9 protein-coding genes are annotated in these 15,239 nt (G+C 74.9%); 3 read left to right on the top strand and 6 right to left on the bottom strand.

From position 1 onward, the window contains the following. Window positions 1-23 precede the first annotated feature (23 nt). The 4 genes from GA0070618_RS15130 to GA0070618_RS15115 form a co-directional block, all read right to left on the bottom strand. Window positions 24-3,470, bottom strand: coding sequence for an ATP-dependent helicase (locus tag GA0070618_RS15130; protein WP_088982210.1), 3,447 nt, complete (start codon window positions 3,468-3,470; stop codon window positions 24-26). Window positions 3,471-3,550: 80 nt separating this feature from the next. Beyond that, window positions 3,551-7,039, bottom strand: coding sequence for an ATP-dependent helicase (locus tag GA0070618_RS15125; RefSeq protein ID WP_088982209.1), 3,489 nt, complete (start codon window positions 7,037-7,039; stop codon window positions 3,551-3,553). Between the two features lie 51 nt (window positions 7,040-7,090). Then, window positions 7,091-7,654, bottom strand: coding sequence for an LOG family protein (locus GA0070618_RS15120; protein WP_088982208.1), 564 nt, complete (start codon window positions 7,652-7,654; stop codon window positions 7,091-7,093). 4 nt (window positions 7,655-7,658) lie between these two features. Then, window positions 7,659-8,510 (bottom strand): LOG family protein, encoded by an 852-nt coding sequence (locus tag GA0070618_RS15115; protein WP_088982207.1) that lies wholly within the window; start codon window positions 8,508-8,510, stop codon window positions 7,659-7,661. Window positions 8,511-8,701: 191 nt separating this feature from the next. Between GA0070618_RS15115 and GA0070618_RS34030 the strand changes: the two genes are divergently transcribed. Next, complete coding sequence (locus tag GA0070618_RS34030; protein WP_170107817.1) at window positions 8,702-8,863, top strand: hypothetical protein; 162 nt, start codon at window positions 8,702-8,704, stop codon at window positions 8,861-8,863. Between the two features lie 132 nt (window positions 8,864-8,995). Here GA0070618_RS34030 and dapE read toward each other — a convergent pair whose 3' ends face one another. Further along, window positions 8,996-10,069 (bottom strand): succinyl-diaminopimelate desuccinylase, encoded by a 1,074-nt coding sequence (gene dapE / locus GA0070618_RS15110; protein ID WP_088982206.1) that lies wholly within the window; start codon window positions 10,067-10,069, stop codon window positions 8,996-8,998. A 79-nt stretch (window positions 10,070-10,148) separates the two neighbouring features. Between dapE and dapD the strand changes: the two genes are divergently transcribed. After that, entirely contained in the window at window positions 10,149-11,108 is a 960-nt protein-coding gene (dapD, locus tag GA0070618_RS15105) for a 2,3,4,5-tetrahydropyridine-2,6-dicarboxylate N-succinyltransferase (RefSeq protein ID WP_088982205.1), read from the top strand. A gap of 50 nt (window positions 11,109-11,158) precedes the next feature. Here the strand turns inward: dapD and GA0070618_RS15100 are convergent, their stop codons facing one another. Then, window positions 11,159-14,494, bottom strand: coding sequence for a S8 family serine peptidase (locus GA0070618_RS15100; RefSeq protein WP_088982204.1), 3,336 nt, complete (start codon window positions 14,492-14,494; stop codon window positions 11,159-11,161). A gap of 162 nt (window positions 14,495-14,656) precedes the next feature. Here GA0070618_RS15100 and GA0070618_RS15095 point away from each other — a divergent pair, with 162 nt between their 5' ends. Continuing rightward, window positions 14,657-15,214 carry a sugar O-acetyltransferase gene (locus GA0070618_RS15095; RefSeq protein WP_088982203.1) on the top strand — a complete coding sequence of 186 codons (558 nt, stop codon included), beginning with the start codon at window positions 14,657-14,659 and terminating at the stop codon, window positions 15,212-15,214. Window positions 15,215-15,239: the final 25 nt, after the last annotated feature.

Genomic DNA, 15,239 nt, shown 5'->3' with positions numbered 1-15,239 from the left:
AAAACTGCAACGAACCCAAGCTATCACGGATCCGGCTCGACGGCACCAGGTTCCTCCGGTAATCCTGCCACCAGCGCGGTAAGCCCCGCCACATCCAGCAGATCCGTCGGGCGGACGGTCACCCCGTCGCGGACGTAGTGGAACGCCGCGCCCACCTGCTCCACCGGCACCCCGGCCAGCTCCGCCCAGGCCAGCCGGTAGACCGCCAGCTGCACCGCCGCCGCGTCGGCCTCCACCCCGGCCGGTTGCCGTCCGGTCTTCCAGTCGACCACGTCGTACCGGCCGCCGGGGCGGGTGAAGACCGCGTCCATCCGGCCCCGGACCACCACCCCGCCGATGACCGTGGCGAAGGGCACCTCCACCTCCAGCGGCACCCGGTCGGCCCACTCGCTGGCCAGGAAACGCTCCTGGAGGGCGAGCAGCTCGGCGTCCGGGGCGGCGTCGGCGTCCGCCGCGCCGGGCAGCTCGTCGACGTCGAGCAGCCGGTCGATCCCGAGCCGCTGCTCCAGCCAGGTGTGGAAGGCGGTGCCCCGGCGGGCGTACGGGCTGGGTGGGGTGGGCAGCGGACGGCGCAGCGTACGGGCCAGCGCCTCCGGGTCGCGGCGCAACGCGACGAGCTGGGAGACCGACAGGTGCTCCGGCAGGGTCACCTCGACCGCCCCGGCCGCGCGCAGCGCCTCGGCCCGCTCGGCCAGCAGCAGGTCGGCCTCCCGGCGCCAGCGGGCCGCCTCCGGGTCCTCGGCCGGGGCGGACCGGTCCGCCGGCTCCGCCTCCGCCCGGCGAGGTGTGCCGTCCGCCGGCGGCTCTCCCGCCCCGCGAGGTGCCCCGCCCGCCGGATCGTCGCCGGCCAGGAAGCCCCGGACCAGGGCCGCCGCCTCGGCGAGCACCGGACGGCGGGCCCCCAGCGGGTCGGCCGGCCACTCGGCGCGCAGCACCACCTCGGTGGTGGGGTTCACCGCGTCCCCGGCCGGCTCGGGCGCCCACACGTCGACCACGTGCCCGTCCCCGGCGTCCAGGCAGGCATCGTGCACCTCACGCAGGAAGACCGAGGGGCCCCGGGGACGCTTCGTCCCCTCCCCCCACCAGTAGCCGGAGCAGAGCAGCAGCCGACGCGGCCGCGTCACCGCCACGTACGCCAGCCGCCGCTCCTCCCGTTCGTCGTGCGCCCGCCAGGCGTCGGTGAAGTCGGCCAGCGCCCGGGCCACCGCGCGCTGGTCGGCCGCCTCGTCCAGGGCCAGGTCGGGCAGGCCGTCGGCGTCCCCGCGCAGCGGGAACGGCAGCACGCCCAGCCCGCCCAGGTAGTGGTCGGAGTTGCGCACCTGCCCCGGCCACGCGCCCCGGGTCAGCCCGGCCACCGCCACCACGTCCCACTCCAGCCCCTTGGCGGCGTGCGCGGTGAGCACCTGCACCGCCCCCTCCACCACCTCGACCTCACCCGGGGTGAGCCCACGCTCCTCGTCCTCGGCGGCGGCGAGGTAGGCCAGGAACCCGGCGAGGGTCGCCCCCGGCGTCTCCCCGCTGAACCGGGCGGCCACGTCACCGAGCGCGTCCAGGTGGCCCCGAGCCAGGCCGGCGTCGCCGGCGCCGTCCCGACCGGCCCGCACGGCGACCTCCACGTCCAGGCCGGTGGTCCGCTCCACGTCCGCGACCAGCTCCGGCAGGGACTGGTCCAACCGGTAACGGAGCAGGGCAAGCTCCTGGGCGTACGCCTTCAGCCGCGCGTACCCCTCCGCCGAGTACGCCTGCGCCGGGCCGAGGTCGGCCAGCGCCTCGACCAGGGTCGCCTCGTCGAGCACGTCCACCCCGTCCGGGACGGACGCCCCGCCGGCCAGTTCCCGCCGGGCGGCGGCGATCTGCCGGGCCCGCCGGTGCAGGGCCACCAGGTCCCGGGGGCCGATCCGCCAGCGGGCACCGGTGAGCAGCCGGAGCAGCGCCGCCCCGTCGGTCGGATCGGCGAGCACCCGCAGCGTGCAGACCACGTCCCGGACCTCCGGGGTGTCCAGCAGCCCGCCCAGGCCGACCACCTCGACCGGCAGTCCCCGGTCACGCAGCGCCGACTCGATGGCCGGGATCTGGCTGCGCACCCGGACCAGCACCGCGGTGGTGGGACGCTGCGGCACCGGGATGTGCTCGGGCAGCGCACCCGGCATCCGGGCCGCCCCGCGCCAGGCGGCGAGGACGCTGTCCGCGATCCACCCGGCCTCCTCGGCGTACGTGGGCAGCAGCGCGCAGTGGACGGTGCCGCCGGCCGCGCCCCGGGGGGTGCGGTGCGGGATCGGGTCGGCGACGGTCAACGCGGCGCGCAGCTCGGGCACCCGCGCCCCGGCGGCCCGCAGCGGGGTGGCGAACGCGTTGGCCACCCCGAGGATCTCGGGACGGTTCCGCCAGCTGGTGGTCAGCCCGAGCACGCGCGCCGGTTCCCCGTCGGCGCGGATGAACCCGGCCGGGAACCGCTCCAGGGTGCCGGCGCTCGCCCCGCGCCAGCCGTAGATGGACTGGCACGGGTCGCCGACCGCGGTGACCGGGTGTCCGCCGCCGAAAAGCGAGTGCAGCAGCACCACCTGCGCGTGGCTGGTGTCCTGGTACTCGTCGAGGAGCACCACCCGGAACCGGTTCCGTTCGACCCGGCCGACCTCCGGGTGGTCGCGGGCCACCCGGGCGGCCCGGGCCAGCTGGTCGGCGAAGTCCATCGCCTCGAAGTCCGCCTTGCGTCCGGCGTACGCCCGCACCAGCGGCAGCAGCCGCAGCCGGTGCTGCTGGACGCCGAGCGCCTTACGGACGTCGGCGTAGACCTTGCCGGGGCGGGACTGGACGTCGGCGAAGAACCGCCCGGTCCAGGCGGCCAGGTCGTCCGGCTCGACCAGGTGCTCGTCCAGCTCGGCGGCGAGCGCCAGCACCGCGTCGGTGACCGTGCTCGGCGTCCGTTGGAGTTCGGAGAGGTCCCCGTCGTGGTTGCGCACCAGCAGGTCCACCATCTGCCAGCGGGACGCCTCGGTGAGCAGCCGGGTGGACGGTTCATAGCCGGAGCGCAGCCCGTGCTCGACGACGATCCGGGCCGCGTACGAGTGGTAGGTCGCCACCGTCGGCTCCCCGGCCAGCGGGTCGTCGAGGGGGTCGCGTCCCGGCCGTCCGAGCCGGCGGATCAGCTGGTCGAGCCGGGTACGTACCCGGTGGGCCAGCTCGCCGGCGGCCTTACGGGTGAAGGTGAGCCCGAGGATCTGCTCCGGCCGGACGTGCGAGTTGGCGACCAGCCAGACCACCCGGGACGCCATGGTCTCGGTCTTGCCGGAGCCCGCGCCGGCCACCACCAGCAGCGGCTCCACCGGCGCGGCGATGATCGCCGCCTGTTCGCGGGTGGGCGCCGGCAGGCGCAGCAGCCGGGCCAGCTCCACCGGGGTGTACCGGGGACCGGCGTCGGCCGCACGCGGCGACGGCGCGGGGCTGGTGCCGAAGAGCGCGGGCTGAGTCACGGGGCTGCCTCAGTTCGCGACTGCGGGGCTCGCAAGCTCACTCCTCGCGCTCACGCTACAACTCCGGGGGACGGGCTGGGTTACGACTTCTCCGGGGGACGGGTGGTCGGCGGTTCGACGACCTGGCGCCCCTTGCCGGAGACCGGGCAGCTCGTGCGGACCGGGCAGACCCGGCACTTCGAGTTGGCGACGGCGGCGAAGGTGGCGGCGGCCATCGTATCGGCGGTCCGCCGGACCAGCGCGGTCGCCCAGCCGGCCTCCGGTCCCTGGTCGGCCGGGGCCTGTCCCTGTTCCCTCGCCTCCTTCGACCCGGTGCCGAGCTGCACCAGGGCCGCGCCGCCGGAGGACTCGCCGTACTCGGCGAACGCCCCCGCCTCGACCGCCGCCTGGTACGCCCCGAGCTGCGGGTGTCCGGCCAGCTCCGCGCCGACCGTGGTGGACCGGCCGGTCTTCAGGTCGACCACCACCAGCCGGCCGTCCGCGTCGATCTCCAGCCGGTCCACCCGGCCCACCAGGTCGACCGGACGGTTCGGGTCGTCCAGCCGGACGGCGAACTCGTGCTCGATGGCGAGCAGCCGGCGCGGGTTCACGGCCAGCCAGCGGAGCAGCTTGTCCACCATGGCCTCGGCGCGGGCCTGCTCGGGACCGGCCATCCAGCGGGCGGCCAGCTCGATCGCGTCGAACCGCGCGGTGACGTACTCCAGCAGCGTGGACCGGTCGACGCTGGCGTTCTCGGCGAGCATCGCGGCGGCGTGCACCAGGTTGCCCACGCTCTGCGCGGTGCTCGGCGGCGCGCTGCCGCCGTGCCGTTCCAGCAGCCAGCGCAGGCTGCACCGCAACGCGCTCTCCATGCCCGACGGGGTGACCCGCACCGGCTCGCCGTCGTCGACCAGCGGCCGGTCGTCGGAGAGTCCGCGCAGCCCCCACCAGTCGTCCGGGTGCGCGCCGGGCACCCCGGCGGCGGCGAGCCGGGCCAGTTCGGCCGCCGCGGCCCGCCGCCGGGTCACCGGTGCCGCCGGGTCGGCCACCGCGGTACGCAGCTCCGCGACCAGCGCGGGCAGGGTCAGCGCCCGGGGTGGCCGCCCGACCGGCAGTTCGCCCGCCCGCCCCCGGCCGGCCTCCGCAGCGCCGCCGTCGCCCCGCTCCCCGGCCGCCGGATCCACGCCGTCCGCGACGCCCCGGCCGTCGCCGACCGCGTCACCGCCGGCCGGGTCCGCATCGTCCGGGGCTCCGCCGGCCGGCCCGCCACCGTCCACCGGCGACGGCACCGGGCCGCGTCCCGTGCCGCCGTCCCCCCTCGGCGGCTCGGCGGCGGCGAGTTCGTACAGGAAACGGCTCGGCTGCTCCTCGTGGTCGTCGCCCCCCACCGAGGCGGAGGAGACCGCGCTGACCAGCAGCCGACGCCGGGCCCGGGTCACCGCCACGTAGAAGAGCCGCCGCTCCTCGTCGAGCAGCGCGGAGGTCTGGCCGGCCAGGACGGCGGCGGTGCCCGCGCCGTCCCCCCGCCCGGCGAGCACGTCCACCAGTCGCTCGGAGCCGAGCAGGCTGCCGCGCAGGCGCAGGTCCGGCCAGATCCCCTCCTGCACCCCGGCGACCGCCACCACGTCCCACTCCAGCCCCTTGGCCGCGTGGGCGGTGAGCAACCGGACGGCGTCCCCCCGGTCGGCGGTCGGGGCGATGGTGTCGGCGGGGAGGTCCTGCCCGAGCACGTGGTCGAGGAAGACCTCGGTGCGCGCGCCGGGCAGCCGGTCGACGAACCGGGCCGCCGCGTCGAAGAGCACCAGGACGGCGTCCAGGTCCCGGTCGGCCGCGTCGGCCCGCCAGCGCCGGGCGGTCTCCCCCTCCCCGGTGGCGCTCCGCCCCCCGATCGCCGCCGACCAGCGTTCGGCCAGGCCGCTGGCGGCCCACACCGCCCAGAGCACGTCCTCGACGGTGGCACCGGGGCGGGCGGCCGTCTCCCGGGCGGTGGCGAGCAGCCGGGCCACCGTCTGGGCCGGCTCGGCCCAGCGCCGATCCACTCCGGCCAGCCCCTCCGGGTCGCGCAGCGCCTCGACGACCAGCTCGCCGGAGGGTCGGCGGTCGCCGGTGGCCAGCGCGAGCGCCCGCAGTCCCTGGCGCAGCCGCCGCTCGGCCAGCGGATCGGCTCCGCCGAGCGGGGAGTGCAGCAACGCGACGGCCGCTTCCTCGTCCAGCCGCTCGGGTTCGAGGGCACAGCGGAGCAGGAGCAGCAGCGGGGCGACCGCCGGTTGCAGGTGCAGGGGCAGGTCCTCGCCGTGCACCACGGTCGGCACCCCGGCGGTGTGCAGCGCCCGGCGCAGGGTGGGCAACTGGAGGGTGGTCGACCGGACCAGCACCGCCATCCGGGACCAGGGCACCCCGTCGAGCAGGTGCGCCGCGCGCAGCGCGTGGGCGAGGTAGGCCGACTCGCTGGTCGCCGAACGGAAGGTGCGGACCTCGACCACGCCCGGCGGCGCGTCCGGCAGCGGGGCCAGCCGCCGGTGGGTGACCGGGCCGCGCAGCCGCCGGGCCAGCCGGCCCGCCGCGGCGAGCAGCTCCGGCCCCGCGCGGTACGAGGTGGTGAGCACCACCTGCGCCGCCGGCGCCCCGGAGGCGGTCCGGAACCGGTGCGGGAAGGCCGCCACCCCGGACGGGTCGGCGCCCCGGAAGGCGTACGTGGAGGAGTCCGGGTCACCGAAGGCGACCAGGGACTTGCCGCCCCCGGCCACCACGGCGAGCAGCTCCAGCTGGGCCGGGTCGGTGTCGGCCAGTTCGTCGACGTAGACGTGGGCCAGCCGGCGGCGCTCCGCCGCCAGCAGCTCCGGGTCGTCGAGCAGCAGTCCGGTGGCGGCCCGGACCAGTTCGGCCGGGTCGTACGCGACCGAGCCCCGGTTGCTGACGTCGCGGAGCGCGAGCACGGAGACGTACTCCCGGAGGAAACGCGCGGCGGCCGGCCAGTCGGTGCGGCCCAGCCGCTCGCCCAGCCGGGCCAGCTCGACCGGTCCCACCCCGCGTTCGGCGGCGCGCATCAGCAGGTCGCGCAACTGGCCGGCGAACGCCCGGGTACGCAGCGCGGGACGTAGGTCCTCCGGCCAGCCGACCGGGTCGTCCTCGGGGCTCTCCCCCACCACGTCCAGCAGCTCCCGGATGATCAGATCCTGCTCGGGGCCGGTGAGCAGCCGGGGCGACGGCTCGCCACGCACGGCGGCGGCCCGGCGCAGCAGGCCGAAGGCGTACGCCGGGAAGGTCCGCACCAACGGCTCGCGGACCACGCGGTTGCCGACGGCGACCTGGGCTTCGATGCGGTGGCGCAGCGTGGTGGCGGCCCGCCGCCCGAAGGTGAGCACCAGCACCCGCTCCGGGTCGACGCCCTCGGCGACCCGCGCGGCGACCGCCTCGACCAGGGTGCCCGTCTTGCCGGTGCCGGGCCCGCCGAGCACCAGCATCGGCCCGTCGGTGTGGGCGACCACCTCCGCCTGCCGGGCGTCCCCCCGCCACCGGGCCGGCTGCGTGGTCGCACCGTCACCCCAGGTCAGCCCCTCGGACCGGCGCACCAACCGGTACGTCTGCATCCGACCATCACACCACGCGCCCCCGACACCCCGTCCCCACCGTCGGCGTCCTCAGGCGGGCCGGCGGGTCACCGGGAGGCGGGAGTCGATCGTGTCCAGGGCTTCGTCGAGGGTGTGCGCGACCAGGAGGAGGTCCTGGCCGGCGGGCTTGACGAAGTGCTGGTCGGTGAGGCTGGTGAGCCAGTCCAGCAGGGGACGGTAGAAGCCGTCGGTGTCCAGCAGCACCATCGGCTTGTCGTGCATCGCCAGTGTGGCCGTGGTCCACACCTCGAACAGCTCGTCCAGCGTGCCCAGCCCACCGGGCAGGGTGAGGAAGGCGTCCGAGCGCTCGATCATCACCGTCTTGCGGCTGGCCATCGAGTCGGTGACCAGCAGTTCGTCGGACGCCAGGTCGGCGACCTCCAGGTCGACCAGCGCCTGCGGGATCACCCCGACCGTCCGCCCGCCTCCGGAACGCGCGCCGTCGGCCAGCGCGCCCATCATGCCGACGCAGCCGCCCCCACTGACCAGCGTGTGCCCCCGGCGGGCCAGCTCCGCCCCGGTGTCGAAGGCGAGGTCCAGCCAGCGCTGGTCGATGGTGCGGGAGGAGGCGCAGAACACCCCGATGGCGGTCACCGGCTCAGTCCTCCCGGCTCTCGTCGGCCGCGGCCCGCTGGTCGGCGGCGGTGCGGGCGACCGCCTCCTCGCGGATCGCCTCCTGCTCGGCGGAGAGCTGCGCCTCGGCCTCGACGATGTGCCGGACGGCCGCGTCCACGTCGTCGGTGAGGCAGATCAGTTCCAGGTCCACCGGGCCGATCTTGCCGTCCGCGGCCATCGTGTCGCGCAGCCAGTCGAGCAGCCCCCGCCAGTAGTCCGTGCCCATCAGCACCACCGGGAACCGGGTCACCTTGCCGGTCTGCACCAGGGTCAGGGCCTCGAAGAGCTCGTCCATGGTGCCGAAGCCACCGGGCAGGACGACGAACGCCTGCGCGTACTTGACGAACATGGTCTTGCGGGCGAAGAAGTACCGGAAGTTGATGGCCAGGTCGACCCAGTCGTTGAGGCCCTGCTCGAAGGGAAGCTCGATGCCGAGGCCGACCGAGAGGCCACCCGCCTCGCTGGCCCCCCGGTTCGCCGCCTCCATGACCCCCGGTCCGCCGCCGGTGATGACGGCGTACCCGGCGCGGGCCAGCGCCGCGCCGAGCTGCTCGGCCAGTTGGCACTCGGCGCTGTCCGGCTTGCTGCGGGCCGAGCCGAAGACGCTCACCGCCGATGGCAGGTCGGCCATCGTGTCGAACCCCTCGACGAACTCGGAGAGGATCCGCAGCGCCCGCCAGGCGTCCCTGGTCTTCCAGTCCGCCCGTCCCCGCGAGTCGAGCAGCCGCTCGTCGGCGGTGCTGGTCGGCAGCGCCCGACGGCGCAGCGTCACCGCGCCCCGGTGGCGTACCTCGGCCGGCCCGTGATCGGTGTCCCGTCCGTTGCTCTGGCTCATGCAAGCCACCGTAGTGGAGGGCCGCCCCGCAGGTCGGGAGGGTCGCCCGGCGACTCGCGGTCGCCCGCGGCGACGGCCGGCGACCGATCCGACGATCTTCTGACAGCTGAAGGCAACTTATTCGGTCGCACGTGCGTCCTAGTATTCACACACGGGGGATGCCCCCGGCGCGCCTTCGGGGGAGGAGCAGCGTGATCAGCAACAACGAGAGGATCCGGATCCGGCGGCAGATGCAGCGACGGATCCGGGACGTGGTGGCCGAGCGTCGCCGAGCCCGTCAGATGCAGACCGTCGAGCCGACCGGCGAGACCGAGACCCGGGCGGACATCGACACCGCCCTGAGCAACAGCTGACCGACCGGACGACGACCGTCCGCGCGCACCGGGGGGTGACCGCGCGCGACAGCCGACGACCGCCCCGGGGTGACCAGGCCGTCCCTGGTCACCCCGCCGGGCTGTGGGTCGCGGGGCCGAACCGGCGGCGGGTCAGGCCGGGGCCAGCCAGCGGTGCAGGGTCGCCGCGCCGTCGCGGATCTTGGAGATCTCGACGTGCTCGTCCTTGTGGTGCGCCAGGTTCGGGTCGCCGGGGCCGAAGTTCAGCGCCGGAATGCCCAGCGCCGCGAACCGGGCCACGTCCGTCCAGCCCAACTTGCCGATCGGCGCCGCGCCGACCGCCGCCAGGAACTCCTGCGCCGCCGGTGCGTCCAGCCCCGGGGCCGCCCCGGCCGCCATGTCGGTGACGACCAGCTCGAAACCGTCGAGGACCTCGCGCAGGTGCGCCTCGGCCGCCGCCGGGTCCCGGTCCGGCGCGAACCGGTAGTTGACCTCGATGTCGCACCGGTCCGGCACCACGTTCCCGGCCACCCCGCCGGAGATCCGGACCGCGTTCATCCCCTCCCGGTAGGCGCAGCCGTCGATGGTGACCCGCCGGGCCTCGTACGTGGCCAGCCGACGCAGCACCTCACCGGCCCCGTGGATCGCGTTCACCCCGTGCCAGGACCGGGCCGAGTGGGCCCGCTCGCCGTGCGTGGTGACGATCGCCCGCATGGTGCCCTGGCAGCCCGCCTCCACGATGCCGTAGGTCGGTTCGAGCAGCACGGCGAAGTCCGCCTGGAGCCACTCCGGGTGCGCCTCGGCGACCAGGTTCAGGCCGTTGTACTTCTGCTCGATCTCCTCCCCCTCGTAGAAGAAGTACGTGACGTCGTACCGGGGGTCGGGCAGGGTCACCGCCAGGTGCAGCGCGTACGCCACCCCGGACTTCATGTCGGAGGTGCCGCAGCCGTACATCAGGTCGCCGCGCATGCTGGACGGGAAGTTCCCGTTCAGCGGGACGGTGTCCAGGTGGCCGGCGAGCACCACCCGCTGCGCGCGACCCAGCTCCGTCCGGGCCATCACCGTGTTGCCGTACCGGTGGGTGGTCAGGTGCGGGACCGCCCGCAGCACCTGCTCGACACAGTCGGCGATCGCCTTCTCGTTCAGGGACACGGACTCGATGTCGACCAGGGCACGGGTCAACGCCACCGGATCGGCGAGGACCTCGGGGGTCAGCGGGTTCTCCATGGTTCGCACGGTACCGTCAGGGCGGAAGGAGCCGGCAGTGAGCGTTCGCGCCCGCCGGCCGTGAACGAAGGGTGAAACCGTGACGTCCGCACAGTCTGCCTGGGGCATCGGCGTGGCCACCGTCACCGCCGACGACCAGGTTCTCGACACCTGGTACCCGACCGGCAAGCTCGGCCTCGGCGAGCTGCCCCTGGTTCCCGGCGAGGAGAAGGCGGACGTGCTGGACCTGCCGCCGGGGGCGATCGGCGAGCGGTCCCTGCCGGGGCTGCGCACCGTCGAGGTGGTCACCGTGCTCGGTTCGCTGGACGACCCGATCAAGGACGCCGCCGACGCGTACCTGCGGCTGCACCTGCTCTCCCACCGCCTGGTCCGGCCGAACGGCCTCAACCTGGACGGCATCTTCGGCAAGCTGGCGAACGTGGCCTGGACGTCGGCCGGGCCGTGCCCGCCGGACCGGGTGGACGAACTGCGCGTCATCGAGCGGGCCGCCGGCCGCCACCTGGCCGTGTACGGGGTGGACAAGTTCCCCCGGATGACCGACTACGTGGTCCCCTCCGGGGTGCGGATCGCCGACGCCGACCGGGTCCGGCTCGGCGCGCACCTCGCCGCCGGCACCACGGTCATGCACGAGGGCTTCGTCAACTTCAACGCCGGGACGCTCGGCACCTCGATGGTGGAGGGGCGCATCGTCCAAGGCGTGGTGGTCGGCGACGGCTCCGACATCGGTGGCGGGGCGTCGATCATGGGCACCCTCTCCGGTGGCGGCACCGACCGGATCAGCATCGGCGAGCGGAGCCTGATCGGGGCGAACGCCGGGGTCGGCATCTCGCTCGGTGACGACTGCGTGGTCGAGGCCGGCTGCTACGTCACCGCCGCCGCGAAGATCACCCTGCCGGACGGCCGGGTGGTCAAGGCCCGCGAGCTCTCCGGCGTCGACGGGCTGCTGTTCCTGCGCAACTCGGTCACCGGCGCATTGGAGGCCCGTCCGCGCACCGGCCAGGGCATCACCCTGAACGCCGCCCTGCACGCCAACGACTGACCTGGCCCGTCCCGGCCCGTGGCAACCCCACGGGCCGGGACGGATCCGCCTCACCCCAGCCGGTACGCCTGGATGATCCGCTGGGTCACCAGGCTGCCGTCACTGCCGGTGGCGCTGGCCCGCAACGACACCCAGCCCGGCCCCGACGGGTGCCGCACGGTGGCCACCCAGCCGGTGCCCTGCTTCCGCAGCCGCGTCGGCTGCCAACTGTCGCCCCCGTCGTACGACACGTCCACGGTCAGCGCGGTCACCGTGGCCGCCGGTGCTCCCGGCTGCCGGTCGACCGTCACCGGGATCGTCCAGAGCCGCCCGGCCGGGGCGGTGCCGGCCTCGTCCAGCCTCGGCGCGAAGCGGACCGCCATCGCCGGCTGCCCGACCGGGGCGTCACCGGGGACGTGCGCGGAACGGAAGGTCCAGCTCGCGACCACCTCCGTGCTCAGGTCGGTGAAGCCCCGGGCGGCGGACACCTCCAGCCGGTACTCGGCGGGCTCCGGCGGAACGACGAACATGCCGGACCCGGCGTACGGGCTCTCCCCGACCAGCTTGCCGTCGCGGTACAGGACGGTCCGTTCCGTGTCGGTCACCGAGTACCCGCCGTGGCCGTGGGCGTCGGCGTGCACCGGGACGTCGACGACGAGGGTGTCGCCGTACCGGGCGATGCCCATGGTCGACCGGGGGAGGGCCGGCCCGAACGGCGCGCCGTTCCATTCGTCCCGGTGGGAGCGCCCGGCCCGGTAGGCGACCGGTTCCGAGAAGTGCGTCGTGCCGTTCTCCAGCCAACCGTGGTCGGTGCGTTCCCCGGTCTCCAGGAGCGACCACCAGCGCAGCCCGGCAGCGGCGTTGAGGTACTCGACCCGGCTGCCGGGCAGGTCCGTGGGCAGCCCGACCGCCGACGCGAAGCTGACCCCCTCCTGCCGGGGGAAGACCACCCGGTCCGCCTCGACTGCGGGGTCGCCGTGGAACCGTTGGTGGACGGCGGCCAGGTCACGCCGGTGGTAGTCCCGGACGAACCCGGTCGGCACCGTGCCGCCGAACGTCTCGCTCAGCGCGTACAGGTACGGACTGACCTCCGCCTCGCCGTGGACCCACTGACTGGAGACCGAGCTGACGAACCGTTCCGCCGAGGTGCTCCCGCCGACCCGGCCGGTCCAGACACCGGTGAAGTCGTCACCCCCGACGCCGAAGCCGTAGGAGCCGTGGTCGGCGGTGAAGTGCACGGTGACGTCCACCAGCGCCGGCACAGCGGACGTCTCGGGCACGGTCATCCGGACCGGTCCGGTCCGCCGCGCGTCGACGGTGATCCGGGTGTCCCGGTCGAGGGTCAGTTCCGGCTGGGCGAGCACGGCGAAGCCGCGCGGATCGTCAGCGAAGATGGCGCTGGCCAGCCCGTAGCGGCCCTTCGGGACCCGGACACTGCTCACCTCGCCGGCACCGTGGAGCTCCTGGGCGTACCGCTGGTCGAGGCCGTAGAGCTGGGTGAAGTGGTCGTTCGCACGCGCCCCGGCCCCGTCCAGGATCTCAACGGTCAGCTGGTAGCTCTCCACCTCCCGGTGCACGGCCAGCGGGGTCGCCACCGTACCGGCGTCGGAGCGGGCCACGAGCCGACCGGTGTGGTACCCGTCCGGCCCGTCCACGCTCGTGTCGGCGGTGACCGTCACCTCCGTCCGACCACCGGCGGGGACGGTCACCCGGTCCGCGCCGAGGCGGAACATGCCGGCCGGCGCGGGCTCGCCGTCCGGGCCGGTGACCTCCGTGGTCAGGTGCAGGGTCACCGGACTGCTGCCGGTGTTGCGGTACGCCACCGTCCGGGCGACCGGGGTGTCGTCGTGGTGCGGCCACGTGGTCCGGCCGAACGAGACGCTGGGCGGGTCGCTGGTGATCCGCTGGTCGACGGCGGCGGCCACGTCGACCCGGCCCGCGCCCTGCGCGAAGACCGTCTGTTCCGGATGCGCCCGCGCCGAGGCCATCAGGAGGGCCTTGAGCTGACCCGCGTCCGCGTCGGGACGCTGCTGGGCCAGGATGGCCACCGCGCCGGCCACGTGCGGGGTGGCCATCGAGGTGCCGGAGAGGCTCACGTGTCGATCCCCGACCGGGTCGCCGATCCGCCCTTTCGCGGCCCGTGCCGCGACGATGCCGACACCCGGCGCGGTGAGGTCGGGCTTGATCCCCTCGTCGTACGGGCGGGGGCCCCGGCTGGAGAAGTCGGCGAGGTCGTCCGCCCGGTCCACCGCGCCGACGGTCAACGCCGCGTCCGCGCTGCCCGGGGAGCCGACCGAGGCGTCCGACCCGTCGTTGCCGGCGGCGATCACGAAGAGCGCGCCGGTCTGCGCGGTGAGCGTCCCGACCGCCTCCTCCAGCGGGTCGACCTGCGGCGTGTCCTGGCCGCCCAGGCTCAGGTTGACCACGGCGGCCCGCTGCTCGACCGTGGCCCACTGCATGCCGGCCAGGATCGCCGACTCGGTGCAGAAGTCGCTCTCGCACACTTTTCCGGAGAGCAGGGTCGCGTCCGGCGCGACCCCGCGGTACCGGCCGCCAGCCGCGGCTCCGCTCCCGGCGATGATCGACGCCACGTGGGTGCCGTGCCCGACCGTGTCGTCTCCGTCGGTGGTCTCGCTGAAGTTGCGGCTCTCCGCGACCCGGCCGGCGAGATCCGGATGGGTGGCGTCGACGCCGGTGTCGAGCACCGCCACCCGGACGCCCCGACCGGTCCACCCGTCGCGGTGCGCCTCCGGGGCACCGATCTGGGCCACGCTCCGGTCGAGAACCACCCGACGCCGGCCGTCCAGCCAGATCCGGTCGACGCCCCCCGCCGTGTCGACCCGGTTGCCGGCCGTGCCGGTGGTGAGCGCCGTCCAGACGGCGGCGGCCCGGTCCTTCGTGGCCTGGACCGCCGCGCCGCCGATGGCGGGCAGGTCCCGGGTCACCCGGGTGCCGGCCACGGGAGCCTTCCGGTCCGCTCCACTCCGGTACCGCAGCAGCAGCGGCAGGGTGTCCCGCCGCGCGTCGTCGTACCCGGCGGAGACCAGTTCGGTGACGTCGAAGAGCCGCTGGTCCACCCGACCGGACCGGACCAGGTGCACCGCGTCCCGGGGCAGGACGGAGATGTGGTCCCCCGTCCGCCGGGTCACGAAGGTCATGCCCGCCCGCCCGGGGCCCGGACGGACGCTGACCGCGGTGCCACCGGTGACCGTGACCCGGTCGCCGGTGAGCAGCGTGACCGTGACCGGACGTCCGGCACCCGTGGTCGGGGCCGGGGCGCTGGCGGGCGACACCGTCGGCCCGGGAGCGATCGCGGCTGGGGCGGACGACGCGGGTACGGCCGTGGCCGCCCCGAGCAGCAGACCCAGGACCAGCCCGGCACCGATGCATTTCCGTGTTCGTGGCACGCGACCTCCTTGAGGAGTTCTCGTCGATGCTGATCACATCGACACGGCCGGACCCACGTTTCCACACCGGATCCCCGCAAAATGTCCTTGATCCGACCGGAAAAGGGGGAAACGGGCGCAACCTTTCTGGCCTGCCGACCGTGCGTCCGGCATGCTCGACGCGTGACGTCGATGAGAGAACGCATGCTCGCCGGTGAGCTGTACCGGGCGGACGACCCCGAGATCGTCGCCGAACTGGACCGGGCCGCCATCGCGATGGAGCGGTTCAACGGCAGCCGCGCGGACGACCCCGAGGGTCGGCTCGCCGCCCTCCGTGAACTGCTCGGCGAGGTCGGCGAGGGCACCTGGGTCCGGCCACCGTTCCACTGCGACTACGGCTCCCGGATCACCATCGGGCCGCGCGGGTTCGTCAACTTCAACGCGGTCTTCCTGGACGTCGCCCCGATCACCATCGGCGCGGACGTGCAGATCGGACCGAACGTGCAACTGCTCACCGCGACCCACCCGGTCGAACCGGAGCCTCGCCGCGACAAGTGGGAGGCCGCCCAACCGATCACCCTCGGCGACAACGTCTGGCTCGGCGGCGGGGTGATCGTGCTCGCCGGGGTCACCATCGGCGACAACACGGTGGTGGGCGCCGGCGCGGTGGTCACCCGGGACCTCCCGCCGAACGTGGTGGCGGTCGGCAACCCCGCCCGGGCGGTGCGCACCCTGGACTGACTCACAAATATCCGGCCTGAGCTGC

Origin of the sequence: Micromonospora echinospora (assembly GCF_900091495.1) — a bacterium.
Classification (GTDB): Bacteria; Actinomycetota; Actinomycetes; order Mycobacteriales; family Micromonosporaceae; genus Micromonospora; species Micromonospora echinospora.
This window is presented reverse-complemented; position numbering and strand designations above follow the sequence as displayed.